Origin of the sequence: Nonomuraea candida, assembly GCF_000725485.1 — a bacterium.
In the GTDB taxonomy this organism is placed as follows: domain Bacteria; phylum Actinomycetota; class Actinomycetes; order Streptosporangiales; family Streptosporangiaceae; genus Nonomuraea; species Nonomuraea candida.
Map to the genome: position 1 here is coordinate 19,234 of NZ_KL647033.1, position 26,325 is coordinate 45,558.

Sequence of the window (26,325 nt, forward strand, 5' to 3'; positions counted from 1 at the left end):
GCTCAGTGGGCCGCGATCCGCTGCGGTTCGGGCTCGGGAGCCGGGGTGGGGCGGCGGGAGCCGTACAACACGCCCAGCACGACCACCGCGCAGCCGGCGAGCTGCAGCGGCGAGGGCCGCTCGCCGAGCGCGGCCGTGGAGATCACCACGGTCGACAGGGGCTGGATCAGCAGCAGCAGCGCGGTGAGCGCGGCGGGCTGGCGCGGCAGCGAATACGTGATCAGCGACCAGCCCAGCAGCTGCGGCCCCAGCGCCAGCAGCACCAGCCAGCCGTGCGCCGGCCACTCGGGCACGAAGTCCGCGCCGCCGAACAGCGGGCTGAGCAGCGCGATGCAGAGCGTGGCCACCACGGTCGCGTGCGCCAGCGGCCCCGCCGCCCGGTCGGAGCCGCCCTTCATCAGCAGCAGGAACGCCGCGTACGACAGGGACGTGGCGATCCCCGCGAGCACCCCCATCATGGGGTCGCTCCCGTAGGCCGCGCTGTCGAACACCCCCGAGATCAGCACCACCCCGGCGAACACGACCGGCGTGCCGATCACCAGTTGCCTGGACGGCCGCTCCCCGAACAGCCCCCAGGCGGCGAACGCCACGATGAACACCTGAAGGTTGCCCAGCACGGTGGCCAGGCCCGCGCCCACGTAGTCGATGGCGTGGTGCCAGAACAACAGGTCGAGCGCGAACACCACCCCGGCCGCCCAGGCCGCCAGGAGCGCCCTGCGTGGCAGCGGCCCCAGCCTGCGCCGCTCCAGCCAGGCCAGGATCAGCATGGGCGGGACGGCGTACGCGCACCGGAACAACGCCGACGTCGCCGGCGATACACCTGACAACCGGACCAGGGGGGCGGAGGTGGAGATGATGAGAGCACCGACGATCGCGATCAGGACGATACGGCGATGTCCACTCATGGGAACCCCCCCAGTCCCGTTCAGGAGATACGCTGCGACCACGCTAGAACCCGGCGCGGACAGGAGTCAACATGCCCTTTGGCCATGACATGGTGCATTCTCTGGCCACCGTTGTCGAACTGGTCAACACTTCGCCGTCGACCGGCGGCGAAGAGGGCCTGGCGGGCCTGCCCGAACTCCAGGCGTTCGTGGAGTCCCGCAGCATCAGCGGCGTCGGCACCCTGACGCCGCGCGACCTGGGCCAGGTGCGCATGGTCCGCGAGGCGTTCCACCGCGTCTTCACCGCCCCCGACCAGCCGACGGCCGTGCGCACCCTCAACGCGCTGCTGGCCGACACCCGCATCACGCCCCGCCTGACCGAGCACGACGGCCACCCGCTGCACGTCCACTACTTCGCCGCCGACGCGACCCTGGCCGAGCACGTCGCCGCCGACTGCGGCGTGGCGCTGGCCCACCTGCTGGTGGAGGGCGAGGCCGAACGCCTGCGCACCTGCTCGGCCCCCGACTGCAAGCGCGTCTTCGTGGACGAGTCGCGCAACCGCTCCCGCGTCTACTGCGACAGCCGCACCTGCGGCAACCGCATGCACGTGGCCGCCTACCGGGCCCGCCGCCGCGCCTGACCCCCGCCTGACCCGCGCCCCTCGCCGTTGCCTGACCCGCGCCTGACCCCGCGCCCCTCGCCGCTGCCTGACCCCGCGCGGCCCTGCGGCCGCCGGGTCAGACCTGGTTGGGGACGGCGCCGCCGTAGCGGCGGTCGCGCTTGGCGTAGATCTCGCACGCCTCCCACAGGTCACGCCGGTCGAAGTCGGGCCACAGGCGGTCGAGGAAGACCATCTCGGCGTAGGCCGACTGCCACAGCAGGAAGTTGGAGAAGCGCTGCTCCCCCGACGAGCGCAGGAACAGGTCGACCGGCGGGATCTCCGGCTCGTCGAGGTAGCGGGCGAACACCTTCTCGCTGACCTTGGAGGGCTTGACCCGCCCGGCCGCGATGTCCTGCGCCAGCTTGACCGCCGCGTCGACGATCTCGGCCTGGCCGCCGTAATTGACGCAGAACTGCAACGTCAGCTTCCGGTTGGAGACCGTCATCTCCTCGGCCGTCTGCAGCTCGGAGATGACGCTCTTCCACAACCGGCCCGGCCGGCCCGCCCAGCGCACGCGCACGCCCATGGCGTTGAGCTCGTCGCGGCGCCGCCTGATCACGTCGCGGTTGAAGCCCATCAGGAAGCGCACCTCGTCGGGCGAGCGCTTCCAGTTCTCCGTCGAGAACGCGTAGGCGCTCAGATAGGGGATGCCCAGCTCAAGGGCCCCCTCGATGACGTCGAACAGCGACGACTCACCGGCCTTGTGCCCCTCGGTGCGGGGCAGGCCGCGGGCCTTGGCCCAGCGGCCGTTGCCGTCCATGACGATGGCGACGTGCCGCGGCACCAAATCGCGCGGAATGGGCGGCGGGGTCGCCCCCGACGGGTGCGGGGACGGGGGACGTACGTTCACGCGGGCTCCCTTTCGACGTGTCGGAGAGAGCGTATTCCGTGTTCGAGGTGCCATTGCAGATAAGCGGCGACCAGGCCGCTGCACTCGCTGCGATGGCGCGACTCCGAGGCGTCCGCGGCGGCCCAGTCGCCGCGCAGCAGCGCCGTCATGAGCCCGATCGTCTCGGCGGCGGGCACGGCCGAGCCGGCCGGTTTGCACCCCCCGCACACCACGCCGCCCGCGACGATGGCGAACGCCCTGATCGCCGGGGCCCGGCACTTCGCGCACGCCTCCAGGGCCGGGGCGTAGCCGGCCACGGCCAGGGAGCGCAGGAAGTAGGCGTCGAGGACCAGCCTGGCCTCGTGACCGCGGTCGGCGAGCGTGCGCAGCCCGCCCACCAGCAGCAGGAACTGCCGCAGCGCCGGCTCCTTCTCCCCGTGCGTCAGCCGGTCGGCCGTCTCCAGCATCGCGCTGCCGGCGGTGTAGCGCGGGTAGTCGGCGGCCAGCGCCTCTCCGTAGGGCCTGATCGTCTCCGCCTGCGTGACGACGTCGAGCGTGCGGCCGGTGTGCAGTTGCAGGTCGACGTGCGTGAACGGCTCCAGCCTGGCCCCGAAGCGCGAGGTCGTGCGGCGGACGCCCTTCGCCACCGCTCTGATCTTGCCCGTTCGCTTGGCCAGAATGGTGACGATGCGGTCGGCCTCCCCGAGCTTCTGAGTGCGCAGGACCACGCCTTCGTCACGGTAGAGACTCACTCGAACATCTTACGGCCGCCCTCTATACCGGCAGACTGGACGTTACGGGCATGCTCGGGTGACGCGGCTTTGCGCCAGTCTCACTAGACTTTGACGCCTGTCCCCGCATTACCCGTTGTTCAACCCCCCGCTACCGCCTCGAAAGGGAGTCATGACCCGCGTGGTCCTGCTGGGCGCCTCGCCCGGCCCCGACATCTCTCCGACCGGCCTGAGGCTGGCCGCGCTTTCCGGCAATCCGACCGTGTCCGAACGGCTGCGCGACCAGCTCACCTCGATGGATCCGCGGTTCGCCACGATCCCGTCGCACGACGTGGCCGCCGCCCTGCGCGCCCTGGCCGACGTCGCCGAGTCCGCAACGGAGAGCCTGTTCATCATCCCGGAGAACTCGGTCATCCACGACGAGCTGATCTACCAGATCACCAAGTCCAAGCGCGGTGCGCTGGCGCTCGTCGCGAAAGAGCCGCGCGTGGGGGTGACGGAGGACAACGGCCAGGAGGAGAACGGTCCCGAGGACAACGCCCTCGAAGACCGCATCCCGATCGACGAGGCCGACCCCGAGATCGGCCACAACCGCGTCGAGGGCCTGCCCGTGCGCGTGCGCGTCGGCAAGTCCCGCATCGTCTCGGTCGGCACCGCCTCCCACGGCGTGACCAGGCCCAACGCGGTCGTGCTCGGGCCGCTGCACATCAGCGCGCGCAACGCGCCGGTGCTCGCCCAGACCTGCCGCGACCTGGCCGACCTGGCCCACACGTTCGGCGCCGACGACGACCTGACGCAGCTCATCGTGTTCGGCCTGGTGCGCAACGGCGTGTCGGTCGGCCTCCGGGGCCGCCGCGACCTGTTCTACCGCCGGGTCACCACGCAGGAGGAGGTCAACGAGGCCGGCGCCGAGATGGCCGGCATGAACGAGGACCGCGCCAGGCTCAACAACGCGGTCAAGGGCGCCGACGGCTTCTTCACCACGTTCTTCGTCTCCACCTACTCCCGCTACATCGCCCGCTGGGCCGCCCGGCGCGGCCTGACGCCCAACCAGGTGACGCTGATCTCGATCACGCTCGGCGTGGCCGCGGCCGCCTGCTTCGCCACCGGCGACCGGCCCTGGATGGTGCTGGGCGGCGTCCTGATCTACTTCGCCTTCGTCTTCGACTGCGTGGACGGGCAGGTCGCCCGCTACGCCCGCAAGTTCGGCGTGCTGGGCGCGTGGCTCGACGCCACGTTCGACCGGTTCAAGGAATACGTGGTCTTCGCGGGTCTCGCCGTCGGCTGGGTGGTCTCGGGCAACGGCGACGAGATCTGGATCCTGGCGCTGGCCGCGCTGAGCCTGCAGTCCGTACGTCACCTGCTCGACTTCTCCTTCGGCGTCGCCAACCGCCGCAAGCCCCCGTCCCCCCTTCCCACCGTCCCGCTCAACGCCCCCGACGACCGGGAGCTGCGCCAGAAGCTGACCGCCCGCAAGGCGGAGCGCAGCCAGGGCCTGCGTGGTCTGCTGAAGATGTGGACGAAGGCCGGCAAGTACCGTGTCGTCCACTGGGCGCGTAAGATGATCGTCTTCCCCATCGGCGAGCGCTTCGCGGCCATCGCGATCACCGCCGCCCTCTTCGACGCCCGGATCACCTTCATCACCCTCGTGATCTGGGGCTCCGTCGCCGCCGCCTACACCCTCACCGGACGCCTCATGAGGTCGCTCGTATGATCACCCAACCGCAGGCCATGGCCAGCCCCACGCCGGACCCCGACGAGGAGCGCCGCCGCATCCAGACCGCCCGCCTGGTCGCCTACCGCGACGACGGTCCGCTCGCCCACGCCCTGTCCGGCAAGATCGGCGCCGGCCTGCCCCCCGTGCCCGGCACGCTCGTGGCCCTGCTCGCCGTGGTCGGTGTCACGGTCGCGGGGCTGCTGGAGCAGGGCGGCCCCATCCTCCTCCTGCCCGTGGCGATCGTGCTGCTGCTCGTGCTGCCCACGACGCCGCGCGACCACCTGGGCCGCTTCGACTGGCTCACCCCGCCGCTGCTGCGCGCCGCGGAGTTCTTCAGCATCATCGCGATCGGCCTGGCGGCCGGGGCGCCGAAGTGGCTGCTGTTCGTGCTGGTCTACGTCGTGGGCTACCACACCTACGACACCGTCTACCGGACCCGGCAGAGCATCTGGCCGCCCGCCTGGGTCTTCCACGCGGGGCTCGGGTGGGAGCTGCGGCTGCTGATCATCGGGGTCGGGGCCGCGCTGGGCATCCTGACGCCGGTGCTCGCGGTGCTGACGGCTTACCTGTTCGTGCTGTTCGCGGTGGAGAGCGTGACGAGCTGGGTGCGCCTGGACAAGGCGTCCGCCCAGGCCGGCGCCGACGCCGAGCAGGACCTGGAAGCCTCTCCCGAGGACGCCATGGAGCAGGCCACCGGCGAGGCCGAGAAGGGCTGACCTCCGCCACTGCTCACCGAACGGCGCCGCACTGCTGTGCGGCGCCGTTCGTCGTCTTCGAGGCGGGCTCGCTCCCCTGCGGCGCGCCTGGTCGAGAGCGCTCTCCAAGATGGTGCTCACATCCTGGCCGACCCCGCTGTTGGGTTCATTGACAGCGGGTAAACGGTGTGTTCAGATCTTCGAGAGAGCGCTCTCTCCGCGGCGTTCCCGTACCCCCCATGGAGCGAGTATGACAACACCGATCCGGCGCCGGCGCCGCCTGGCGGCCGTGGCCGCGGCGCTCGCGGCGCTCAGCGGCCTGCTCGTGCAGACGGCCGTCAGCGCCTCCGCGTCCGTGCCGCCGACGCCCTCGGGCTGGTCCCTCGTCTGGTCCGACGACTTCAACGGCGGCGCCAACACCCTCCCCTCGTCGGCCAACTGGATCATCGACACCGGGCACTCGTACCCGGGAGGCCCCGCCAACTGGGGCACCGGCGAGGTCCAGAACTACACCTCCAGCACCGCCAACCTCAGCCTCGACGGCTCCGGCAACCTGCGCATCACGCCCCTGCGCAGCTCCTCTGGTGAATGGACCTCGGCGCGCATCGAGACCAGGCGGGCCGACTTCAAGCCCGCCGACGGCCGCGTCCTGCGCATCGAGAGCCGCCTGCAGATGCCGAACGTGACCGGCAACGCCGCGCTCGGCTACTGGCCGGCGTTCTGGGCGCTCGGCGCGCCCTACCGGGGGAACTACTGGAACTGGCCGGCCATCGGCGAGTTCGACATCATGGAGAACGTCAACGGCATCAACTCCGTCTGGGGCGTGCTGCACTGCGGCGTCAACCCCGGCGGGCCCTGCAACGAGACCACCGGGCTCGGCGCCAGCCGCGCCTGCCCCGGCTCGACCTGCCAGTCCGCCTTCCACACCTACCGCTTCGAGTGGGACCGCAGCGTCAGCCCCAACCAGCTGCGCTGGTACGTCGACGGCCAGCAGTTCCACGGCGTGAACCAGTCGCAGTTCGACGCCACCACCTGGAACAACATGACCGGCCACGCCGGCTACTTCCTGCTGCTCAACGTGGCGATGGGCGGGGCGTTCCCCAACGCGCTGGCCGGCCAGACGCCGACCGCGGCCACCGTGCCCGGCCGGCCGATGGTGGTCGACTACGTGGCCGTCTGGCAGAGCAACGGCGGCGGCCCCGACCCGACCACGCCTCCCGGCGGCGTGGACGCCCGCTCGACCATCCAGGCCGAGCGCTACCAGGCCCAGTCGGGCACCTTCGTCGAGAACACCACCGACTCGGGCGGCGGCCAGAACGTCGGGGCCATCGCCAACGGTGACTGGCTGCGTTACGACGGGGTCGACTTCGGCTCGACGCCCGCCACGCAGTTCCGGGCGCGCGTGGCCTCGGGCGCGGCGGCCGGGGTCGGCGGGCTGGTGCAGGTGCGCCTGGACAGCCCGACGGCCGCGCCGATCGGCGACTTCGCGATCTCCAACACGGGCGGCTGGCAGAGCTGGCGCACGGTGCCGGCGAACATCTCGGGGGTGACGGGCACGCACACGGTGTACCTGACCTTCTCCTCCGGCCAGCCGGCCGACTTCGTCAACGTCAACTGGTTCACCTTCACCACCTCCTGATCACCGGGTCTCCCTCGGGCGGTCTTCCCTGCCCGGGGGAGACCACCCGGCTGAGGCCTGATCGGGGATGACCCCCTGGTGCGGCCCGATCGGTGAACACCGATCGGGTAGGACCGCCGCCGGCAGGGGAGCGACAGGATGACCGAGGTCGGGCAGGCGTTCCGAGCGCCCTGTTCCGGCGGCGGCTCCGACCGCGCAGGCCGGGATCGGGCCGCACGGGCCAGGGCGGCGGGCCGGTCAGGCGGACTCCCTGACGACGAGCCTGGCCGGCACCACGACGGAGGTCGTGTGGCCGCCCTCCAGGCGGGACAGCAGCAGCCGGGCCAGCGCGAGCGCCTGGTCGGCGGCCGGGACGCGGACGGTGGTCAGGCCGGGCGTGGTGGCCGAGGCGGCGTCGATGTCGTCGAAGCCGACGACCGCCAGGTCCGCCGGCACCCGCCGGCCCGCCTCCCGCGCCGCACTCAGCGCCCCGATGGCGAGCTGGTCGGTGGCGGCGAAGACGGCGTCCAGCGCCGGCTCGTCACCCAGGAGCCGGCGCGTGGCCGCGGCGCCGGAGGCGCGGGTCAGGTCGTCGGCCGGGGCCAGCAGCGGCCGCAGGCCCGCGCGCCGCAGCGCCGCCCGGTAACCGGCCAGCCGGTCCTGCATGGTGACCAGCTCCATCGGCCCGCAGACCATGCCGATGCGGCGCCGCCCGCCGGCCAGCAGGTGCTCGGTGGCCGCCGCGGCGCCGCCGGCGTTGTCGGCGTCCACGTACGGCACCAGCGACGCGATCGCCGGCTTGCCCAGCAGCACGACCGGCACCCCGGTGCGGGAGAGCCGCTCGGCCAGCGTGTCGGCCCGGTCGGGCGGCAGCAGCACGACCCCGTCCACCAGCCGCGCCTCGACGTGCGCGACGATGCGCCGGTGGCTCTCGGCCGTGTCGGCGAGCATGAGCGTGATCTGCTTGCCCGCGCCCTCCAGCAGGCTGGTGACGTACTGCACCACGGCGGCCGTCAGCGCGTCGCCGCCCTGCCGGGGCACGGACAGCACCAGGGCGACCGCGTTCGTGCGCCGGGTGACCAGGCTGCGCGCGGCCAGGTTGGGGACGTAGCCGAGCTCGTTGACGGCCCGCATCACCGACTCGCGCACCTCGGGGCTCACCGACGACTCGCCGTTGACCACGCGCGAGACCGTGGCCCTGGACACCCCCGCGCGGGCGGCCACCGTCTCCAGGGTGGGCCGTTTGGGGCGCGTCTCCACCAGGCCGTTGCGGCGGATGACGTCGCGGTACCACAGCGCGCTGTCCTTCGGCCGCCGCCGCTGGGTGGCGAAGTCGACGTGCACGAGGCCGAACTTGCGCTGGTAGCCGTCGGCCCATTCGAGATTGTCGAGCAGCGTCCAGACGAGATATCCGCGGACCCGGGCGCCGTCCGCGATGGCCGCGCGCAGCGCGCGCAGGTGCTCCTCGATGAAACTGATGCGGTCCACGTCGTGAATTCCGTCGCCGGTCACCATGTCCACGAAATCGGCGCCGTTCTCGGTGATCATCAGATCGAGGTCGGGATATTCGCGGGAAATGCGGCCGAGCAGCAGGGAAAGGCCGCTGGGCACGATCGGCCAGCCCATGGCGGTGACCGCCGTGGGCACCGTGCAGAACAGGATTCCGGTGCTGCCCGGATAGGCGGGGTCGGCGGGCTCGCTCGGCTGCGCCTGCACGACGAGCGGGGTGTAGTAGTTGACGCCCAGCAGGTCGAGCGGCTGCGCGATGGTCTCCAGGTCGCCGTCGGCGACGTGGCCGAGGCCGCCGTGGCGCTCGACGATCTCCAGCAGCTCGCCGGGGTAGGAGCCGCGCAGCATGGGCTCCAGGAACTGCCGGTTGACCAGCGTGTCGATCCGGGCCACGGCGGCGGCGTCCTCCTCCGACAGCCGCCGGCCGAAGTCGCTGACCTGGGCGGGCGTCATGACGGGCGACAGGTTGAGCACCGCGCCGACCCGGTCGGCCCCGCCCGCGCGCAGCGCCCGGGCGGCCAGTCCGTGGGCCAGCAGCATGTGGTGGGCGCTGCGGAAGGCGTCCGCGGGCGACTTGCGGCCGGGCGCGTGGATGCCGGAGCCGTAGCCCAGGAACGCCGCCACCCACGGCTCGTTCAGCGTGAACCACGTGTCCACCCGGTCGCCGATCCGCTCGTGCACGGCGGCGGCGTACTCGGCGAACCGCAGCGCCGTGTCACGGGCCGGCCAGCCGCCGCGGTCCTCCAGCGCCTGCGGCAGGTCCCAGTGGTAAAGGGTGGCGTACGGGGTGATGCCCGCCGCGGCCAGCTCGTCCACCAGCCGGTCGTAGAAGTCGAGACCGGCGGGGTTCGGCGCGCCGCGCCCCTCCGGGAAAACCCGCGCCCAGCTCACCGAGAACCGGTAGGCGGCCATTCCCAGGTCCTTCATCAACCGTACGTCCTCGGCATATCGGTGATAGTGGTCGCACGCCTCCGCCCGGTCCGCGGAAAAGGTGTCCCAAATGGACGGACGGCGGCCGTCGGCGGCCGTGGCCCCCTCGATCTGGAAAGCCGACGTGGAAACCCCCCACACGAAATCGCGGGGGAAACTCGCGGTGCTCATTCTGGCGGATGCCTTTCACGTCACGGTCGGGGCTGCCCAGTCTCCCGCGCGCCACTCGTCGCGCGCCAGCCTGGCCAGGCGGTATACAGAGCGCGTGGAACTGGACCGGCTCGATCGTGACATCATCGCGGCGCTCGTCGAGGACGCCCGCCAGACCTACGCGGAGATCGGCCAGCAGGTGGGGCTGAGCGCGTCGGCGGTCAAACGGCGCGTGGACCGGCTGCGCGAGACGGGGGCGATCACGGGGTTCAGCGCCCGGGTGGCGCCGCAGGCGCTCGGCTGGACGACGGAGGCGTACGTCGAGCTGTTCTGCCAGGGCAAGACCAAGCCGTCGGACATCGCGCTGGCGGTGTCCAAGTTCCCCGAGGTGGTGGCGGCGGCCACGATCACGGGCGAGGCGGACGCGCTGCTGCACATCAGGGCGACCGACGTGCGCCACGTCGAGCGGGTCATCGAGCGCATCGCCGCGATGGCGTTCGTGGTGCGCACCAAGAGCGCGATCGTGCTGTCGCGGCTCGTGGACACCCCGCCGGGGGCCGCCGTGCCCGCTCCGGCGGCTCCGGGCGCGCCTTACGCGGGCCCGCGCAACGAAACCCCCGCGACGGGCTGAAAGACGCAACAGACCCGCGCCAAGACGCAATGTCAACCCCTTGGCCTGCGCAAACGTGGATTCTTAGGCTGTCAGCGACCCCGCCGAAGGGGTCTCCCCTGCCTGAAATCCGATGGAGCGCTGCATGCCCAAACACTTCCTCATGTGCCGTCCGGACTACTTCGCGGTCGAGTACGCCATCAATCCGTGGATGCACCCCGAGGCCGGCGCGGACCGCGACGTGGCGGTCCGGCAGTGGGAGGGCCTGAAGTCGGCGTACGAGGAGCTCGGGCACAAGGTGGACCTCATCGACCCGATCGAGGGCCTGCCCGACATGGTCTTCGCCGCGAACGGCGCGCTGGTCGTGGGCGGGCGGGTCTACGGCGCCCGCTTCGCGCACCCCGAGCGCGGCCCCGAGGGCCCGGCCTACCTGCGCTGGTTCACCGAGCGCGGCTACCCGGCGCTGGAGCCGGCCCACGTCAACGAGGGCGAGGGCGACTTCCTCACGCTCGACGAGGTCATCCTGGCCGGCACCGGCTTCCGCACCGACGTGGTCGCCCACCAGGAGGCGCAGGAATACCTGGGCCGCCCGGTGATCTCGCTGACGCTGGTGGACCCGCGCTTCTACCACCTCGACACGGCGCTGTTCCCGCTCGACGGGCGCAACGTCGCCTACTACCCCGGCGCCTTCTCGCCGGGCAGCCTCGCGGTGCTGCGGCGCATGTTCCCCGACGCGGTGCTGGCGAGCGCCGAGGACGCCGAGGTGCTGGGGCTGAACGCGGTCAGCGACGGCACGAGCGTGGTCATCAACGCCGAGGCGGCCGGCCTGCAGTTGGAGCTCAAGCGACGCGGGTACGAGGTCATCCCGGTCGACCTGTCGGAGCTGCGTAAGGCCGGTGGGGGGCCCAAGTGCTGCACACTGGAGATCAGGGGGGAGAACTGATCATGACCACCAGCGCAGAGCTGATCGAAGTGAGCGAGCGCCGAGGCGCCCACAACTACCATCCACTGCCCGTGGTGATCCACGAGGCGCACGGCGCCTGGGTCACCGACGTGGACGGCAAGCGGTATCTGGACTGCCTGTCCGGCTACTCCTCGCTCAACTTCGGCCACGGCAACCCGAAGATCATCCAGGCGGCGAAGGACCAGCTCGAACGGCTCACGCTGACCAGCCGCGCCTTCTACCACGACCAGTTCGCGCAGTTCTGCACGGGCCTGGGCGACCTGACCGGCAAGGACCTGGTCCTGCCCATGAACACCGGCGCCGAGGCCGTCGAGACCGCCATCAAGGTGGCGCGCAAGTGGGGCTACGAGGTCAAGGGCGTCGAGCCCGACCAGGCCAACATCATCGTGATGGAGGGCAACTTCCACGGCCGCACCACCACGATCGTCAGCTTCTCCACCGACCCGGAGGCGCACGACAACTTCGGCCCGTACACCCCGGGCTTCCGCCTGGTCCCCTACGGCTCCATCGAGGCGATCAGGGCGGCGGTCGACGCCAACACGGTCGCGGTGCTGGTCGAGCCGATCCAGGGCGAGGCGGGCGTGCTGGTGCCGCCGGACGGCTACCTGGGCGACATCAGGGAGCTGTGCTCGGCCGAGGGCATCCTCATGGTGGCCGACGAGGTGCAGTCGGGGCTGGGGCGCACGGGGCAGACGTTCGCCTGCGACCACGAAGGGGTCGTGCCCGACATCTACGTCCTGGGCAAGGCGCTGGGCGGCGGGGTCGTGCCGGTCTCGGCCATCGCGGCCGACCGTGACGTGCTGGGCATCATCCACCCGGGGCAGCACGGGTCGACGTTCGGCGGCAACCCGCTGGCGTGCGCGGTGGCGAACGCGGTCATCGAGATCCTCAACACCGGCGAGTTCCAGGCCAGGGCCGCCAAGCTGGGCGAGGTCCTGCACACGCGGCTGCGCGAGCTGATCGGCAAGGGGGTCGTGGAGGTGCGCGGGCGCGGGCTCTGGGCGGGCGTGGACATCGACCCGGCGCTGGGCACGGGGCGGGAGGTGTCGAAGGCGCTGATGAAGCGGGGGGTGCTGGCGAAGGACACGCACGGCTCGACGATCCGCCTCGCCCCGCCGATCGTCATCTCCGAGGAGGACCTCCTCTGGGCGATCGACCAGCTCGCCGACGCGGTTTACGAGCTGAAGAACAAATAACCCAGCCTTTACGGCTCCGCCCGGGAGGGCCCACCCGCCGCACGTGGCCGGGCCCTGTCCAGGGAGACGCTCCTCCGGTTCACCGGCCGGCCGCCGTCACGACGCCCGGCCGGCCGTCTCCGTGGCCGACCGGACCCCCGATCTCCACAACCTCCACAACCTCCACAATCTCCCCGGCCTCCACGCCCGGCCCTCGCCGTGGTCATCCGGAACCCGCGGCCCCGGTTGTCAGCCGGGTCCCGGGACCCGGTGCCGGCCGGGACCCGGGAGCCGCCTCACGGGGCCTGGCGCAGGGAGACGGAGTCGATCGGCTCGACCACCTCGCCGGTGGAGCCGTACCAGGTGACCCGGTCGTCCGGCAGGGTGAGGGTGGCCAGCGCGTTCTGGAACCACGGCCCCTTGGTGACCCGCCAGCGGAACGGCGGGCGCGGGATGCCGGCCAGCCGCGCCAGCAGCCCGCCCACGAGCGTGGCGATCGAGAACTGCGTGAAGACGTTGGCCCAGCGCAGCATGCGGCTGAGCGGGTTGCGGATCGGCGAGCAGACGATCTGGTAGAGCGGCCCCCTGTCGGCCTTGGCCAGGTAGGAGTAGTGCACGTCGCCCGACAGGATCAGCACCGGCTTGCCCAGCCCGATCAGCATCCTGGCCAGGTCGTCGAACGAGCGCCGGAAGGCCGCCCAGTGCTCCAGGTCGATGGCCTGGCGGAACGTCTCCGACCACCGCCGCACCAGGGGCCCCCACTTGCCGTCGCACAGGGCCTCGTTCCAGTTCTGCACGCCGTGCACGCCCTCGGGCAGCAGGAACGGGATCGACGAGCCGATGATGAGCCGGTCGGCGGGCCGCGTCACCTGCTCCTCCAGCCAGGCCCACTCCCCCGGGTCGAGCATGCGCCGGTCGCCGGGGGTGAGCTGCCGGGCGCAGCGGGTGTCCACCATGATCAGGCGGGTGGCGCCGAAGTCGCGGGCGTAACTCCAGCGGTTGCTGCTCGGCTCGGTGTCGGCCTTCTCGGCGAAGGCGTCGAGCGCCGCGCCGCCGTCGCCGGCCATCAGCTTGGCCAGCAGCGGGTCCTCGGCGCGCTCGGCGGGCGAGAGGTTGCCGAGGTGCTGGTAGATCCAGTACGCCCCCAGCCCCGACACCACCCTGTGCCGCCACCACGACGTTCTGGCCATCTGCTCGCGCCAGGGCTGGGAGGTGTTCCAGTCGTCGCGCAGGTCGTGGTCGTCGAAGATCATCGCGGTCGGCACGGTGGACAGCAGCCAGCGGATCTCCTCGTCGGTCCAGGCCCGGCGGTAGAGCTCGGCGTACTCCTCGAAGTCGGCGATCTCCCCCTGCGGCTCGGTGCTCCGGCGCGAGCGGATGTAGTCGAGCATCTCGGGCGAGGGGTTGTCGGCGTAGACCTGGTCGCCGAGGAGCAGCAGCAGGTCGGGCCACTCGTCGTCGCCGGCCTGGGCCAGCGACTCGCCGTAGGCGCGCAGGACGTCGTCGCCGTAGGTGCGTACGTGCGCGGCGTCGTGCGGCACGCTGGCGCGGCACGAGCCGAAGGCCAGCCGGCGCACCCCGTCGGCGGGCAGCAGCCTGATCCGGCTCGGCGGGCGACCCGCCAGGGGCCATACCTGCTCCCCGTCGAGCTTCACCGAATACGACGCGATATCCTGGGACAACTCAACGAGGTCCACGATCGCGTAGTGGTGCCCGTGCACGGTGAAGGTAGGCGACCGGTAAGTCCTGCCGTCCGCCTCTATGGCGACCGTGCAGGGTTCGGCGGTCTCCACCCAGATCGAGGCACTGACAGAGTCGACATATCGCAGCATGGGCCCCACCACGAGTGCGGGCATTCCACCCCCTGTTTCGACGTTCCGGCACACTCACGCGCGCAAGCCTGCCAGAGTGGCACGGTCCACAGCATCCGATCACCGGCTTGGATTTCTACCAAAACTAGGCAACGTCAAACGCCCCGCTCTAGGATGATCGTGACAACAACGCCCAAATCGGGAAAGCAACGGCGCTTTTTCCGTCAATAGGGTGTCACAACAGGAGGACTTCCTTCCATGAGCATCATGGTGCCGTCAAAGACGCCGGCCCTGATCACCCCGGGCCGCCAGGCCCTCGACTCCGCTCTCCACCAACTCGACCGGGCCGCCGAGCATCTCGGGCTCGACGACGGGCTCCGCACGATGCTGGCCACGCCGCGCCGCTCGCTGACCGTCTCGGTCCCGGTGCGGCGCGAGGACGGCCGGCTCGACGTCGTCCAGGGCTTCCGCGTCCAGCACAACGTCTCGCGCGGCCCCGCCAAGGGCGGGCTCCGGTTCCACTCGGCCACCGACATCCACGAGGTCACCGCGCTGGCCATGTGGATGACGTGGAAGTGCGCCCTGGTCGGCATCCCGTACGGCGGCGCCAAGGGCGGCGTGGCCGTGGACCCGACCGCGCTGACCACCCGCGAGCTGGAGCGGCTGACCCGCCGCTACGTCAACGAGATCCTGCCGCTGATCGGCCCGGAGAAGGACATCCCGGCCCCCGACGTCGGCACCGACGAGCAGACCATGGCCTGGATCATGGACACCTACAGCGTCAACGCCGGCTACTCGGTGCCCGGCGTGGTCACCGGCAAGCCGATGACGCTGGGCGGCTCGCTCGGGCGCGCGGGGGCGACCTCGCGCGGCGTGCAGATCGCGGCGCTGGCCGCGCTCGGCCGCTCGCCCGAGGGCGTGACCGTGGCCGTGCAGGGCTTCGGCAAGGTGGGCGCGCTCGCCGCGCAATACCTGTCCGACGCCGGGTGCAGGGTCGTGGCGGTGTCCGACATCACCGGGGCGGTGCACGCCCCGGGCGGGCTCGACGTCGCCCGGCTGCGCGCCTACGCGGCCGAGACCGGCGGCGTGCGGGGCTTCCACCAGGCCGACGCGATGTCCCACGACGACCTGTTCGAGCTCGACGTGGACATCCTGGTCCCGGCCGCGCTCGAAGGCGTGATCACCGAGGCCAACGCGCCCCGGGTGCGCGCCCGCCTGGTCGTCGAGGGCGCCAACGGCCCGACCACGCCCGAGGCCGACGAGATCCTCGCCGCCAACGGCGCCACGGTCGTGCCCGACATCCTGGCCAACGCGGGCGGGGTGGTCGTGTCCTACCTGGAGTGGGTGCAGAACATGCAGGCCTACTCCTGGAGCTCCGCCGAGGTCGAGCTGAAGCTGCGCGACCTCATGCTGGGCGCCTTCTCCGAGGTCGCCTCGCTGGCCGCCGAGCGCGGCCTGACGCTCCGGCAGGCGGCGCACGTCATCGGCGTGGGCCGGGTCGCCGAGGCGCACCAGATGCGCGGCCTCTACCCGTGAGCGACCGCCCGGAGCGCCGCTCCGGCGGCGGCTCCGGCGGCGGCTCCGGCGGCGGCTCCGGCGGCGGCTCCGGCGGCGGCTTCGGCGCCGAGCGAGTCGCGACTTAAGTAGCGCGGGGCCCGCCCAAGGTTCGATGCCGGGGGCGGGCCCGTGCCGCGATCGTGGAGCCATGAAGGCTCTCATCAACATCGTCTGCGTGATCGCGATCATCCAGGGCGTCATGGGTTTCGTCGGCCGGATGTGGTTCGACAGCCATTGGGGTTTCCTGCACCGGCTGGTGGACCTGCCCCTGCCGGGCTACCTGGGCGTCGCCGTGGCCGGCGTGGCCGTGCTGATCTGGGTGGACACCGCCACGAAACGCGACCGGGGCTGACCACCGGCCTCCCCCGCCGCCCCCATGCAGCCGTTCCGGAGACCAGGCAGTCGTTCCGGAGACCAGGCGGGGGTGGGTCAGGTGGGCAGTTCGGCGTGGTCGAGGGCCTCGACGAGGCTCTCCAGGTCGCGCATGAGCTGCCCCGTGCGCTCCTGCCCGAACGCCAGCGCGATCATCGCCTGCTGCTCGGCCACCGCCCCGTCCACCCGGGACAGCAGCTCGGCCCCCCGCCCCGAGACGAACACCGCGACCCGCCGCCGGTCCCCCTTCGACGGCCCCCGGTAGACCAGCGCCCGGTCGATGAGCCGGTCGACGGCCTTGGTCAGCGTGGGGTGCGGCATCAGCACGGCCTCGGCCAGCTCGCCCATCGACTCCCCCCGGCCGTCGGCCAGCGCCCGCATGATGCGCCACTGCTCGACCGTGACGTCCTCCCCGGCGAGCACGGCCGCCAGCCCCCGATTGACGCTGCGCTCCGCGCGGCTCAGCAGATAGGCGAGTGAGGACCCCAGCCCAGAAGCGGTCATGAAGACGGTCCTTTCATCTGGGAGCTCAAGGGGAGGATACTCGTCGGCGTGGCGGCGACCGTCGATCCTCTCGAAGCGCGGCTCCTCCCTTCGGGCTCGATCAGGATCGGCCTGATCGTCCCCGTGTCGGGGGTGCTCGGCCTGATGGGCCCGTGCGCGATCAACTGCGCCGTGCTGGCCGCCGAGGAGGTCAACGCCGCGGGCGGCATGCTGGGCCGGCCGGTCGAGCTGGTCCTCGTCGACGGCGGCCGGCCGGCGGGGCGGGTCGCGGCCGAGGTGGGCGAGCTGGTCAGGTCGGGCACGATCGAGGCCGTGGCCGGCGCGCACGCCAGCGACGTGCGGGTGGCGGTGGTGGCGGCGATCGCGGGGCGGGTGCCGTTCGTCTACGCGCCGCCTTACGAGGGCGGGGGCCGCGCGCCCGGCGTCTACTTCCTGGGCGAGACCCCCGACCGGCAGCTCGCGCCGGGCATCGAGTGGCTGGCGGGCCCGCGCCGCGCCCGCCGCTGGTACCTGCTGGGCAACGACTACATCTGGCCCCGCCTGGTGCACGCCGGCGCCCGGCGGCGGCTGCGCGCGGCCGGGGCCGAGGTGGTGGGCGAGGGCCTGGTCAGGCACGGCGAGGCGGTGCGCTGGCTGGACCGGGTGGCCGCCGCCCGGCCCGACGCCATCCTGCTCACGCTGATCGGCAGCGACCTGGTGGCGTTCAACCGGGCGTACGCGCAGGCGGGGCTGGGCGCGGCGCGGCTGTGCGGCGCGCTGGAGGAGCACGGCCTGCTGGGCATCGGCGGCGACGCCACCGGCGGGCTGTACGCGTCGATGGGCTACTTCCGCGGCCTGCCGACCGACGCAGGCCTCGGCTTCGCGCAGCGCTACACCGCCAGGTTCGGCCCCGACGCCCCCATGCTCAACGCCCACGGCCACGGCTGCTACGAGGCCGTGGCCATGCTGGCCGCCCTGTGCGCGCGGGCGGGCTCGCTGGCGGTGCCCGCGCTCGACGCGGTCGCCGACGGCACCACGATCACGAGCGGGCGCGGCCGGCTCACCCTGCTCGATCGGCAGGTACGCCACCCCGTCCACCTCGGCAGGGCCGACGGCCTGGACTTCTTTCTGGAGAAACCTTTTCACTAGAAAGCTTTGGCTCTAAGGTGCCAATCGCCCCCCAAGCATCTAGGAGCCGTAATGAGCACGATCGAGCAGTTCGGCTACCGCCAGGAGCTCCAGCGCTCCCTGGGCTTCGCCGATCTGATGATCTATGGCCTGATCTTCATGGTGCCGATCGCACCCTTCGGGATCTTCGGCAACGTCTTCGCCACCTCGCACGGGATGGTGGCGCTGGCCTACCTCATCGGGCTGGTCGCCATGGCGTTCACGGCGCTGTCGTACGCGCAGATGGCCCGCGCCTTCCCGATGGCCGGATCGGTCTACACCTACGCCGGGCGCGGCATCGCGCCCCCGGTCGGCTTCCTGGCCGGCTGGGCGATCCTGCTGGACTACGTGCTGGTGCCCTCGCTGCTCTACCTGGTGGCCAGCGCGGCCATGAACTCGTTCCTGCCGGCGATCCCCATCTGGGGCTGGCTGGTGATCTTCGTCCTGCTCAACACCGTGGTCAACTACCTGGGCATCCAGATGACGGCCCGGATCACCCGCATCATGCTGGTGGCCGAGCTGGCCGTGCTGGCGATCTTCCTCGTGGTCGGCGGCGTCGCGCTGGCCCAGGGCAAGGCGCAGGCCGGCGTGCTCACCCCGCTCTTCGACTCCTCCTCCTTCACCTGGAGCGTGGTGTTCGCGGCGGCGTCGGTGGCCGTGCTGTCGTTCCTCGGCTTCGACGGCATCTCCACGCTGGCCGAGGAGAACCGCGAGGACGCCCGCCGGCTCGGCCGTTCCATGGTGGCCGCGCTCGGCGTGGCGGCCGTGCTCTTCGTGGTGCAGACGTGGGTGGCGGCGCTGCTCACCCCCGACCGCGCCAAGCTGATCGCCGAGGGCGACGCCGCCGGCAGCGCGTTCTACGACACGGCCGCCTTCGCCGGCGGGCCGTGGCTGTCGGTGCTCACCGCCGTGGCCACCGCCATCGCCTGGGGCTTCGCCAACTCGCTGGTCGCGCAGGCGGCCACCTCGCGGCTGCTGTTCGCGATGGCCCGCGACCGCCAGCTGCCCCGCTTCCTGTCGGTCGTGGACGCCAGACGCCGGGTGCCGGTCAACGCCACCCTGGCGGTCGCCGGCATCTCGCTGGTGCTCGGCGTCTACATGAGCACCAGGGAGAACGGCATCGGCGAGCTGGCCTCGCTGGTCAACTTCGGCGCCATGAGCGCCTTCCTGCTGCTGCACATCGCCGTGGTCGTGCACTACCTGGTCAAGCAGCGCAGCCGGGACTACTGGGCCCACCTGATCGCGCCCGTCATAGGCTTCGGCGTGCTGGTGGCCGTCGTCATCAACCAGAACGTCGCGGCCCAGTGGGTGGGCGGCGTCTGGCTGGCTCTCGGCCTGCTCGTCCTCGGCGCCTCGTACCTGCTGGGCCGCAGGCCCGCACTGCCAACGGAGGTCAAGTGAACGTCGTCTCGTATCGTCCGGAGCCGGAGGAGCTGAGCTACACCTTCGGCGGTCGCGCGCCGGTCGCCAAGGTGCGGCCGGGCACGATCCTGGAGCTCTACACCGAGGACTGCTTCGGCGGCCGGGTCAGGACGGTGGACGACCTGCCCTCCCGGGTGTGCGAGTTCCCCTACCTGAACCCCGTGACCGGCCCCTTCCACGTGGAGGGCGCCGAGCCGGGCGACACGCTGGCCCTGCACTTCGTCAGCATCACCCCGGCCAGGGACTGGGCGGTCTCCACCACGTTCCCGCACTTCGGCGCGCTGACCGGCACCCACACCACGGCCATGCTGCAGCCGCCGCTGGAGGAGCGCGTCTGGCGCTACGACATCGACCTGGACCGGAACGTGGCCGTCTACCACGCCCGCAACAGCGACTTCAGCGTCGAACTGCCGCTCGACCCCATGCACGGCACGGTCGGCGTGGCCCCCGGCGCGAACGAGGCCCGCATGACGATCACCCCCGACGCGCACGGCGGCAACATGGACACCCCCGAGCTGCGCGCGGGCGTCACCGTCTACCTGGGCGTCAACGTCGAGGGCGGCCTGTTCGCCGTCGGCGACGGCCACGGCCTCCAGGGGCACGGCGAGGTGTGCGGCACGGCCGTCGAGTCGGCCATGAACACCGTGGTCGCCGTCGAGCTGATCAAGGGGGTGGCCACGCCGTGGCCGCGCCTGGAGGACGACCTGCACCTGATGTCCACGGGGTCGGCCAGGCCGCTGGAGGACGCGTACCGGATCAGCCAGCACGACCTGGTCACCTGGACCTCCGAGCTCACCGGCCTGGACACGCTCGACGCCTACCAGCTCGTCAGCCAGGCGGGCCAGGCGCCGGTCGGGAACGTGTGCGACACCAACTACACGATGGTCGCCAAGCTGCCCAAGGCGTATCTGGGGGCGACGGGGGTCTACGAGGACGCGCACGCCCGGCTGAGGGCCCTGGGTTCGGCCTACACAAGTTAGGGTAAACATTGATGTCGCAGGTCAGAGCACTGATCATCTTCGCCTTATGGTGGGAGGGTGCTCAGGTTGGTGCTGTCTCTGGTCCTGCTCGATCCAGCCGCCGTCACCGAGGTGTCGCAACGTAACGTCCCGATCCCCCGTGTGCTGACCCCCGACGGCGACCGCCTGGGCTACGCGCCGGTCCCGCGCCCCTACACGGGGCCGCAGCGGCTGACGGGGGTGCTGCTCGGCCGCGACCCGGTCGCCAAGACGGACGTGTTGTGCGGGGGCACGGTGATCGGCTCGCGCAGCCGCAGCCTGGTGCTGACGGCCGCGCACTGCCTCTATCGCGACGGCCGCCTCCTGGAGCACCTGGCCTTCCTGCCGGGCTACGACCGGGGGCGGCCACGGCTGGGCGTGTGGCCGGTCGTGCGCACCTGGGTGCCGGCCCGCTGGCGGACCAGGCCGTACTCGTCGGAGCTGCTGCCGTACGACGTGGGCCTGGTCGGCGTCGTGCGCAGGGGGCGCCCGCTGGAGGCCGTCACCGGCCGCGGCCTGACCACGATGAGCACCACGAGGGGCACCGAGCTGCGCGGCCTGGAGCTGCTGGGCTATCCGGCGGGCCGGGGCTACCCGGGCACGAAGCTGTACCGCTGCCTGGGCGACGCGGTCGAGGGCGTCTCCGAGGGGCCGGGGCTGATGGTCACCCGCAACTGCCACGCCGCCGCGGGCGGCAGCGGCGGCCCCGCGTTGTACGGCGGCGCGGTGGCGGGCGTGGTGTCCTCCTCCAGCCCGCTGGGCGACGCGAAGGGGTTCACGGTGCTGACCCGGCTGGGGGGAAAGCCGTTCGAGCGCATGTTCGCCAAGGCCGACCGGGCGATGCTGCTCAACCCGACCGGCTGACGCCCTCCCCCTCGGCCGGGCCGGGCTCCTCCCCCGCCGTACGGACGATCTCCTCGCACAGGGCGTGGGTGGCCAGGGCGTCGGCGGCATCGAGGCGGCGGCCCTCGCGCACGGCGGCCAGGAACTCCAGGCAGACCTGCTCGATGCCGCGCTGCCGGGCCACCGTCACCCAGTCGGGCCGCCGGACGAGCGTCTCCCCGCCCTGGTAGTCGATGACGTCGCCGAGGTTGACCACGCGCCGCTTGGCGCCCGCGCCCATGGCCTGGCAGGTCTCCTCGCTGGCGCCGCTCATCCGGTTCATGACGCCGATGGCGGTGAAGCCGTCGCCCGACAGCTCCAGGACGATGTGCTCGATGAGGCCGTCGCGGACGCGTGTCCTGATCGTGGTGTCGGTGATCTCGCCGGGGGCGAGGAACCTGAGGGTGTCGGCGACGTGGATGAAGTCGTCGAAGACCGCCCTGCGCGGGTTGTCGGGCAGGTTGTGGCGGTTCTTCTCCATGATGACGAGGTGCCGGGGATGGGCGGCCAGGCCCGCGTAGCCGGGGGCGTGCCGCCGGTTGAAGCCCACCATGAGGGATCTGTCCCTGGCCCGCGCCAGGCTCACGAGGTGTTCCGACTCGGCCAGGGTGTAGGCGATGGGCTTGTCCACGTAGACGTGGATGCCGGCGTCGAGCAGCTTCCCGACGATCTCCGGGTGGGCGTCGGTGGCCGCGTGCACGAGCGCCGCGTCGATCCCGGCCTTGATCACGTCGTCCACGCTCGTGTACCGGGCGCCGATGCGGTAGGCGTCGCCGAGCCGGTCGAGCCTGGCCTCGTTGCGGGTGCACAGGTGCAGATCGAGAGCGGGCTGGGCGGCGAGCACGGGAAGGTAGGCCTTCTCCGCGATGTCACCCAGGCCGATCATGGCTGTCTTCATCCGTCGAGCGTAGCCTTGAGCGCCTCGTCGATCGGGGTAGGCGCGACGCCGAACGCGCGCCGGAACGCCGAGGAGTCGAGCACGAACGGCTCGGTGAACTGGTAGCGGATGTGCCGCAGCTCACCGGCCAGGGGCGAGAACAACCCCGCGAGCCTGACCAGCGGCCACGGCGTCACGGCCAGCCGGGGCGCGGGGCGGCCGAGCAGCGCGGCCAGGCGCTCGCCCACCTGGCGGAAGGTCAGCGGCTCGGGGGAGGGCACGTGCCAGGGCCGGCCCCAGGCCCGCTCGTCGCCCCCGGCCACGATCATCGCCTCGGCCACGTCGGGCAGGTAGGACCAGGTGTGCGGCACGTCGGCGGGCCAGACCAGCGGGATCGCCTTGCCCGCCCTGAGCGGCGCGAGGAATCGCTCGCCCAGGTAGGACTGGTCGCTGGCGCCGGGGCCGAAGAAGTCGGAGGCGCGCACCTCGGTGACCCTGATCCGGCCCGCCTGGTGGGCGGCCAGGGCGTCGGTCCACATCGTGGCGCGCACCCGGGCCTTGGGGCTGCTGGGGGCGAACGGGAGGTCCTCGGTCATCGGGCCCCGGACCGGGCCGTACGGGTAGAGGTTGCCGAGCATCACGTACACGGCGCCGCTCGACTCGGCGGCGGCCAGGAACGAGGCGGCCAGCGGCGGCCAGTCGGCCGGCCAGCGGTGATAGGGCGGGTTGACGCAGTTGTAGAGGACCTCGGCCCCGCGGGCGGCCTCGGCCAGCCGGGCGGGGTCGGAGATGTCGGCGGCCACCTTGACCGCGCCCTCGGGGCCGCCGCCCGACCGGGTCACGACGACGACCTCGTGCCCCCGGGCGACGAGCCTGGCGGCGACGTGTGACCCGACCTGGCCGGAGCCGACGACGACGTGCTTGCCCATGGATCAGACCTCGTTCCAGACCATGCGGAGGACCGCGTTGACGACGAACAACGTAGAGAACACGGCGGCGGTGGTGGTCAGTCCCGAGGCGTAGAGTGCCAGGGCGCCGCCGCCGAACCAGAGGATCTCCAGCGCGGCGCGGCCCAGGCCGGTGAGCGGGAACGTGGCATTCGCGCCGCCACCCGCCCCGAACAGCGCCCAGGCGGTCACGAACAGCGCCGGGCCGCCGAGCCCGGCCAGCAACCGGACCGTCCAGCCGGAGGCCAGCGTGAATCCCCAGTAGCCGACGGAGAACAGCACGCCCAGCTCCAGCACGAACATCAGCAGGGCGTTGGCGTTCTTGGCCAGGGTGAGCATGGCGGGCTCCTCGGGGTCGGGCGGGTCTCGCGTTCTCTTGCGAGAGCAATGCTCTCGCAAGAGAGCAGCGCTCGTCAAGAGCAGTGCTCTCGTTTCCATCCACTGCTCTGATAATCTCCTGCACATGACAGCCAGCCGAACCGCAAGAGAACGCGTCAGAGCCGAGCTGACCAGAGAGATCACCGACATCGCCCGCCGGCAACTGGCCACGGAGGGGGCCGGCGGCCTGTCGCTGCGGGCCGTGGCGCGGGAGATGGGCATGGTCTCCTCGGCCGTCTACCGCTACTTCCCGAGCCGGGACGACCTGCTCACCACGCTGATCATCGACGGCTACGACGCGCTCGGCGCGGCCGTCGAGGAGGCCGACGCGGCCACCCCGCGCGACGACTACACGGGGCGGTGGCTGGCGGCCTGTCACGCGGTGCGCGACTGGGCGGTGGCGCACCCGCACGAGTACGCGCTCATCTACGGCTCCCCCGTGCCCGGCTACCAGGCCCCGCAGGACACGATCGCGGCCCGGGTGCGCGACGTGACCGTGCTGGGCCGCATCGTCTCCGACGCCTGGCAGGCCGGCGCGGTGCGCCCGCCGGACGGCGCGCCCCCCGCGGAGCTGGCGGCGGAGGCGGCCGGCTTCCGCGAGCTCATGCCCGGAGTGCCCGACGAGGTCATCTGGCGGAGCGTGACGTCGTGGACCGCGCTGTACGGGTGGGTGAGCTTCGAGGTGTTCGGCCAGTTCAACAACTCGGTGCGGGACCGGGGCGCGGTCTTCGGGCACTCCATGCGGGTGATGGCGCGGACGATCGGACTTGTTCAGTGAGACTTACTAAGTTTTACTGCATACATGGCGCGTAGATCACAGGAGCTCGGGCGCTTCACGGACGTGGCGCTGCTGCCTGGGCCGGCCCGCCGGGCCGCCCGGCGACGCCATGGCGGGCGGCTTCCTCGTGCCCATCCTCATGGCGCTGATCCTGCCGCTGATCGCGGCGGGCTCTCCCCCGCTGGCCCCCGCCGTGCGGGCCGCGGGCAGGTCGCTGGCGGTGGCGGCCATCCTGCTCGACGCGACCCCGGCCCGAGCGCCTGCCCGAAGAGTGGCCTGAACGGCGACTCGGCCGCGTTCCCGTGTGCGACGGGAACGCGGCCGAGGCCGTCGTGGTGGTCAGCGCGAGGCGCGGTTGACCGCGGTGATGTCAGCGCGAGGCGCGGTTGACGGCGGAGATGATGGCCTTCAGCGAGGCCGTCGTGGTGTTGGCGTCGATGCCCACACCCCACAGCACCTGGCCGTCGACCTCGCACTCCAGGTAGGAGGCCGCCTTGGCGTCGCTGCCCGCGCTCATCGCGTGCTCCACGTAGTCGAGGACCCGCGCCTGGATGTCGACCCCGGCGATGGCGTCGACGAAGGCCGAGATCGGGCCGTTGCCCGTGCCCGAGATCTCGCGGATCTCCCCGTCGAGGCGCACGTCGGCGCTGATGCGGTCTTTGTCGTCCACCGTGGACTCGTGCCGGTGGGCCAGCAGGCTGAGGCGGCCCCAGCGGTTGGCCGGGTTGGGCAGGTATTCGTCGCGGAAGATCTCGAACATCGCGGCCGGGCTGATCTCGCCGCCCTCGCTGTCGGTGCGCGCCTGCACGACCTTGGAGAACTCGATTTGCAGCCGGCGCGGCAGGTCGAGCTGGTGGTCGGCCTTCATGATGTAGGCGACGCCGCCCTTGCCCGACTGGCTGTTGACCCGGATGACGGCCTCGTAGGTGCGGCCGATGTCCTTCGGGTCGATCGGCAGGTAGGGGACCGCCCAGGTGAACTCGTCCACCGGCACGCCGGCCTCGGCCGCGTCGCGCTCCAGGTGCTCGAAGCCCTTCTTGATGGCGTCCTGGTGGGAGCCGGAGAAGGCGGTGTAGACCAGCTCGCCGCCCCACGGGTGGCGCGGGTGCACGGGCAGCTGGTTGCAGTATTCGGTGACGCGGCGGATCTCGTCGATGTCACTGAAGTCGATCTCGGGGTCGACGCCCTGGGAGAACAGGTTCATGCCCAGCGTGACCAGGCAGACGTTGCCAGTGCGCTCGCCGTTGCCGAACAGGCAGCCCTCGATGCGGTCGGCGCCGGCCATGTAGCCCAGCTCGGCGGCGGCCACGGCGCTGCCGCGGTCGTTGTGCGGGTGCAGCGACAGCACGATCGAGTCGCGGTGCTTGAGGTTGCGGTGCATCCACTCGATCTGGTCGGCGTAGACGTTGGGGGTGGCCATCTCGACCGTGGCGGGCAGGTTGATGATCACCTTGCGGTCGGGCGTGGGCTGCCACACCTCGTTGACCGCGTCGCACACCTCGACCGCGTATTCCAGCTCGGTGCCGGTGAACGACTCGGGGGAGTACTCGAAGAACACGTCCACGTCACTGGCGTCGGCCAGCTTCTTGACCAGCTTGGCGCCCTCGACCGCGATGGCGGTGACGCCCTCCTTGTCCTGGCCGAACACGACGCGGCGCTGGAGGGTGGAGGTCGAGTTGTACAGGTGCACGATGGCCTGCTTGGCGCCCCGGAGGGACTCGAAGGTGCGCTCGATCAGCTCGGGCCTGGCCTGGGTCAGCACCTGGATGATCACGTCGTCGGGGACGCGGCCCTCTTCGATGATCTGCCGCACGAAGTCGAAGTCGGTCTGCGAGGCGGCGGGAAAGCCTACCTCGATCTCCTTGTAGCCCATGCGCACCAGCAGCTCGAACATCTGGAGCTTGCGGTGGGAGTCCATCGGGTCGATCAACGCCTGGTTGCCGTCGCGCAGGTCGACGGCGCACCATCGGGGCGCCTTGGTGATCACCCGGTCGGGCCAGGTGCGGTCGGTCAGCCGGATGGGCTCGAACGCCTGATAGCGGTGGATCGGCATGCGGCTGGGCTGCTGAGCGGTCATGTCAGGTGCTCCTCGTCGGTCGGTCATTCAGAAGAAGCGGCCGACGCGCAGGACTGGCTCCGCGGCGAGGGAGCCGGCCTTAGAGGCCCCCGCCGCGGCAGC

The 26,325-nt window shown here is 71.7% G+C and carries 25 protein-coding genes; 15 read left to right on the top strand and 10 right to left on the bottom strand.

Translation table 11 applies throughout. The annotated features are described in order from the left end of the window. Positions 1-2: 2 nt before the first annotated feature. The gene (locus IO39_RS48055; RefSeq protein ID WP_043640437.1) at positions 3-905 is read right to left on the bottom strand and encodes a DMT family transporter; all 903 of its coding nucleotides are present in this window, start codon (positions 903-905) and stop codon (positions 3-5) included. A gap of 71 nt (positions 906-976) precedes the next feature. Between IO39_RS48055 and IO39_RS48060 the strand changes: the two genes are divergently transcribed. After that, positions 977-1,525: a CGNR zinc finger domain-containing protein gene (locus tag IO39_RS48060; protein WP_043640440.1), complete on the top strand. Its 549-nt coding sequence runs from the start codon at positions 977-979 to the stop codon at positions 1,523-1,525. Between the two features lie 97 nt (positions 1,526-1,622). Here the strand turns inward: IO39_RS48060 and IO39_RS48065 are convergent, their stop codons facing one another. Both IO39_RS48065 and recO read right to left on the bottom strand, forming a co-directional pair. Beyond that, a complete protein-coding gene (locus IO39_RS48065) occupies positions 1,623-2,450 on the bottom strand; it encodes an isoprenyl transferase (protein WP_169789251.1) in 828 nt (275 codons plus the stop codon). Next, positions 2,393-3,127, bottom strand: coding sequence for a DNA repair protein RecO (recO, locus tag IO39_RS48070; protein WP_043640444.1), 735 nt, complete (start codon positions 3,125-3,127; stop codon positions 2,393-2,395). Before recO ends, IO39_RS48065 begins: the two co-directional genes overlap by 58 nt. Before the next feature lie 151 nt (positions 3,128-3,278). Between recO and IO39_RS59345 the strand changes: the two genes are divergently transcribed. From IO39_RS59345 to IO39_RS48085, 3 genes are all read left to right on the top strand, one after another. Beyond that, a complete protein-coding gene (locus IO39_RS59345; RefSeq protein ID WP_043640446.1) occupies positions 3,279-4,820 on the top strand; it encodes a CDP-alcohol phosphatidyltransferase family protein in 1,542 nt (513 codons plus the stop codon). Further along, a complete protein-coding gene (locus tag IO39_RS59350) occupies positions 4,817-5,539 on the top strand; it encodes a DUF5941 domain-containing protein (protein WP_043640449.1) in 723 nt (240 codons plus the stop codon). Before IO39_RS59345 ends, IO39_RS59350 begins: the two co-directional genes overlap by 4 nt. Before the next feature lie 229 nt (positions 5,540-5,768). Next, positions 5,769-7,157 (top strand): glycoside hydrolase family 16 protein, encoded by a 1,389-nt coding sequence (locus tag IO39_RS48085; protein ID WP_043640451.1) that lies wholly within the window; start codon positions 5,769-5,771, stop codon positions 7,155-7,157. A gap of 237 nt (positions 7,158-7,394) precedes the next feature. Here IO39_RS48085 and IO39_RS59550 read toward each other — a convergent pair whose 3' ends face one another. Continuing rightward, on the bottom strand, positions 7,395-9,746 hold the full coding sequence (locus tag IO39_RS59550; protein WP_084774749.1) for a GH1 family beta-glucosidase: 2,352 nt from the start codon (positions 9,744-9,746) through the stop codon (positions 7,395-7,397). 94 nt (positions 9,747-9,840) lie between these two features. On the opposite strand from IO39_RS59550, the gene IO39_RS48095 reads away from it, so the two are divergent. The 3 genes from IO39_RS48095 to rocD all read left to right on the top strand — a co-directional run bounded on the left by IO39_RS48095 (position 9,841) and on the right by rocD (position 12,495). Continuing rightward, positions 9,841-10,356 carry an Lrp/AsnC family transcriptional regulator gene (locus IO39_RS48095; protein WP_084774751.1) on the top strand — a complete coding sequence of 172 codons (516 nt, stop codon included), beginning with the start codon at positions 9,841-9,843 and terminating at the stop codon, positions 10,354-10,356. A gap of 124 nt (positions 10,357-10,480) precedes the next feature. Next, positions 10,481-11,278, top strand: a complete 798-nt coding sequence (gene ddaH / locus IO39_RS48100) for a dimethylargininase (RefSeq protein ID WP_084774796.1) — start codon at positions 10,481-10,483, stop codon at positions 11,276-11,278. Between the two features lie 2 nt (positions 11,279-11,280). Beyond that, on the top strand, positions 11,281-12,495 hold the full coding sequence (rocD, locus tag IO39_RS48105) for an ornithine--oxo-acid transaminase (RefSeq protein ID WP_043640456.1): 1,215 nt from the start codon (positions 11,281-11,283) through the stop codon (positions 12,493-12,495). Positions 12,496-12,770: 275 nt separating this feature from the next. Here the strand turns inward: rocD and IO39_RS48110 are convergent, their stop codons facing one another. Next, positions 12,771-14,330, bottom strand: coding sequence for an alkaline phosphatase D family protein (locus IO39_RS48110; RefSeq protein ID WP_052424318.1), 1,560 nt, complete (start codon positions 14,328-14,330; stop codon positions 12,771-12,773). A gap of 213 nt (positions 14,331-14,543) precedes the next feature. Between IO39_RS48110 and IO39_RS48115 the strand changes: the two genes are divergently transcribed. Further along, on the top strand, positions 14,544-15,821 hold the full coding sequence (locus IO39_RS48115; RefSeq protein ID WP_084774754.1) for a Glu/Leu/Phe/Val family dehydrogenase: 1,278 nt from the start codon (positions 14,544-14,546) through the stop codon (positions 15,819-15,821). 169 nt (positions 15,822-15,990) lie between these two features. Continuing rightward, on the top strand, positions 15,991-16,194 hold the full coding sequence (locus tag IO39_RS48120) for a hypothetical protein (RefSeq protein ID WP_043640462.1): 204 nt from the start codon (positions 15,991-15,993) through the stop codon (positions 16,192-16,194). Positions 16,195-16,271: 77 nt separating this feature from the next. Here the strand turns inward: IO39_RS48120 and IO39_RS48125 are convergent, their stop codons facing one another. Beyond that, positions 16,272-16,718, bottom strand: coding sequence for a MarR family winged helix-turn-helix transcriptional regulator (locus IO39_RS48125; protein ID WP_043640464.1), 447 nt, complete (start codon positions 16,716-16,718; stop codon positions 16,272-16,274). Between the two features lie 48 nt (positions 16,719-16,766). On the opposite strand from IO39_RS48125, the gene IO39_RS48130 reads away from it, so the two are divergent. The 4 genes from IO39_RS48130 (at position 16,767) to IO39_RS48145 (ending at position 21,148) form a co-directional block, all read left to right on the top strand. Then, positions 16,767-17,846, top strand: a complete 1,080-nt coding sequence (locus tag IO39_RS48130; protein WP_043640466.1) for a substrate-binding domain-containing protein — start codon at positions 16,767-16,769, stop codon at positions 17,844-17,846. 51 nt (positions 17,847-17,897) lie between these two features. Continuing rightward, on the top strand, positions 17,898-19,265 hold the full coding sequence (locus IO39_RS48135; RefSeq protein WP_043640469.1) for an APC family permease: 1,368 nt from the start codon (positions 17,898-17,900) through the stop codon (positions 19,263-19,265). Continuing rightward, complete coding sequence (locus IO39_RS48140; RefSeq protein WP_043640472.1) at positions 19,262-20,266, top strand: acetamidase/formamidase family protein; 1,005 nt, start codon at positions 19,262-19,264, stop codon at positions 20,264-20,266. Before IO39_RS48135 ends, IO39_RS48140 begins: the two co-directional genes overlap by 4 nt. Before the next feature lie 66 nt (positions 20,267-20,332). After that, positions 20,333-21,148, top strand: a complete 816-nt coding sequence (locus tag IO39_RS48145; protein WP_043640474.1) for a trypsin-like serine peptidase — start codon at positions 20,333-20,335, stop codon at positions 21,146-21,148. Here IO39_RS48145 and IO39_RS48150 read toward each other — a convergent pair. Genes IO39_RS48150 through IO39_RS48160 form a run of 3 tightly spaced genes read right to left on the bottom strand, consistent with a single transcriptional unit; the run spans position 21,132 to position 23,329 of the window. Next, on the bottom strand, positions 21,132-22,064 hold the full coding sequence (locus IO39_RS48150; protein WP_043640477.1) for a Gfo/Idh/MocA family protein: 933 nt from the start codon (positions 22,062-22,064) through the stop codon (positions 21,132-21,134). The genes IO39_RS48145 and IO39_RS48150 overlap by 17 nt on opposite strands. Then, complete coding sequence (locus tag IO39_RS48155) at positions 22,061-22,972, bottom strand: NAD-dependent epimerase/dehydratase family protein (protein ID WP_043640480.1); 912 nt, start codon at positions 22,970-22,972, stop codon at positions 22,061-22,063. Before IO39_RS48155 ends, IO39_RS48150 begins: the two co-directional genes overlap by 4 nt. Positions 22,973-22,975: 3 nt before the next feature. Then, positions 22,976-23,329 carry a YrdB family protein gene (locus IO39_RS48160; protein ID WP_043640483.1) on the bottom strand — a complete coding sequence of 118 codons (354 nt, stop codon included), beginning with the start codon at positions 23,327-23,329 and terminating at the stop codon, positions 22,976-22,978. Between the two features lie 124 nt (positions 23,330-23,453). Between IO39_RS48160 and IO39_RS48165 the strand changes: the two genes are divergently transcribed. Together IO39_RS48165 and IO39_RS55735 are read left to right on the top strand one after the other, a co-directional pair. Beyond that, positions 23,454-24,146, top strand: a complete 693-nt coding sequence (locus IO39_RS48165) for a TetR/AcrR family transcriptional regulator (protein ID WP_043640486.1) — start codon at positions 23,454-23,456, stop codon at positions 24,144-24,146. Between the two features lie 109 nt (positions 24,147-24,255). Then, positions 24,256-24,426, top strand: coding sequence for a hypothetical protein (locus tag IO39_RS55735; RefSeq protein ID WP_157549913.1), 171 nt, complete (start codon positions 24,256-24,258; stop codon positions 24,424-24,426). Between the two features lie 90 nt (positions 24,427-24,516). On the opposite strand, the gene leuA is transcribed toward IO39_RS55735, so the two are convergent. Further along, positions 24,517-26,223 carry a 2-isopropylmalate synthase gene (gene leuA, locus IO39_RS48170; protein ID WP_043640488.1) on the bottom strand — a complete coding sequence of 569 codons (1,707 nt, stop codon included), beginning with the start codon at positions 26,221-26,223 and terminating at the stop codon, positions 24,517-24,519. Positions 26,224-26,325: the final 102 nt, after the last annotated feature.

Excerpts from the sequence above, each read along its gene's own strand:
- IO39_RS48125 (WP_043640464.1), bottom strand. The coding sequence starts at position 16,718 with ATGACCGCTTCTGGGCTGGGGTCCTCACTCGCCTATCTGCTGAGCCGC.
- IO39_RS48160 (WP_043640483.1), bottom strand. The coding sequence starts at position 23,329 with ATGCTCACCCTGGCCAAGAACGCCAACGCCCTGCTGATGTTCGTGCTG.
- leuA (WP_043640488.1), bottom strand. The coding sequence starts at position 26,223 with ATGACCGCTCAGCAGCCCAGCCGCATGCCGATCCACCGCTATCAGGCG.
- IO39_RS59345 (WP_043640446.1), top strand. The coding sequence starts at position 3,279 with ATGACCCGCGTGGTCCTGCTGGGCGCCTCGCCCGGCCCCGACATCTCT.
- IO39_RS48065 (WP_169789251.1), bottom strand. The coding sequence starts at position 2,450 with ATGGCACCTCGAACACGGAATACGCTCTCTCCGACACGTCGAAAGGGA.
- IO39_RS48150 (WP_043640477.1), bottom strand. The coding sequence starts at position 22,064 with ATGAAGACAGCCATGATCGGCCTGGGTGACATCGCGGAGAAGGCCTAC.
- IO39_RS48135 (WP_043640469.1), top strand. The coding sequence starts at position 17,898 with ATGAGCACGATCGAGCAGTTCGGCTACCGCCAGGAGCTCCAGCGCTCC.
- rocD (WP_043640456.1), top strand. The coding sequence starts at position 11,281 with ATGACCACCAGCGCAGAGCTGATCGAAGTGAGCGAGCGCCGAGGCGCC.
- IO39_RS48055 (WP_043640437.1), bottom strand. The coding sequence starts at position 905 with ATGAGTGGACATCGCCGTATCGTCCTGATCGCGATCGTCGGTGCTCTC.
- IO39_RS48165 (WP_043640486.1), top strand. The coding sequence starts at position 23,454 with ATGACAGCCAGCCGAACCGCAAGAGAACGCGTCAGAGCCGAGCTGACC.
- IO39_RS59550 (WP_084774749.1), bottom strand. The coding sequence starts at position 9,746 with ATGAGCACCGCGAGTTTCCCCCGCGATTTCGTGTGGGGGGTTTCCACG.
- IO39_RS48120 (WP_043640462.1), top strand. The coding sequence starts at position 15,991 with ATGAAGGCTCTCATCAACATCGTCTGCGTGATCGCGATCATCCAGGGC.
- IO39_RS55735 (WP_157549913.1), top strand. The coding sequence starts at position 24,256 with ATGGCGGGCGGCTTCCTCGTGCCCATCCTCATGGCGCTGATCCTGCCG.
- IO39_RS59350 (WP_043640449.1), top strand. The coding sequence starts at position 4,817 with ATGATCACCCAACCGCAGGCCATGGCCAGCCCCACGCCGGACCCCGAC.
- ddaH (WP_084774796.1), top strand. The coding sequence starts at position 10,481 with ATGCCCAAACACTTCCTCATGTGCCGTCCGGACTACTTCGCGGTCGAG.
- IO39_RS48110 (WP_052424318.1), bottom strand. The coding sequence starts at position 14,330 with ATGCCCGCACTCGTGGTGGGGCCCATGCTGCGATATGTCGACTCTGTC.
- IO39_RS48155 (WP_043640480.1), bottom strand. The coding sequence starts at position 22,972 with ATGGGCAAGCACGTCGTCGTCGGCTCCGGCCAGGTCGGGTCACACGTC.
- IO39_RS48115 (WP_084774754.1), top strand. The coding sequence starts at position 14,544 with ATGAGCATCATGGTGCCGTCAAAGACGCCGGCCCTGATCACCCCGGGC.
- IO39_RS48085 (WP_043640451.1), top strand. The coding sequence starts at position 5,769 with ATGACAACACCGATCCGGCGCCGGCGCCGCCTGGCGGCCGTGGCCGCG.
- IO39_RS48060 (WP_043640440.1), top strand. The coding sequence starts at position 977 with ATGCCCTTTGGCCATGACATGGTGCATTCTCTGGCCACCGTTGTCGAA.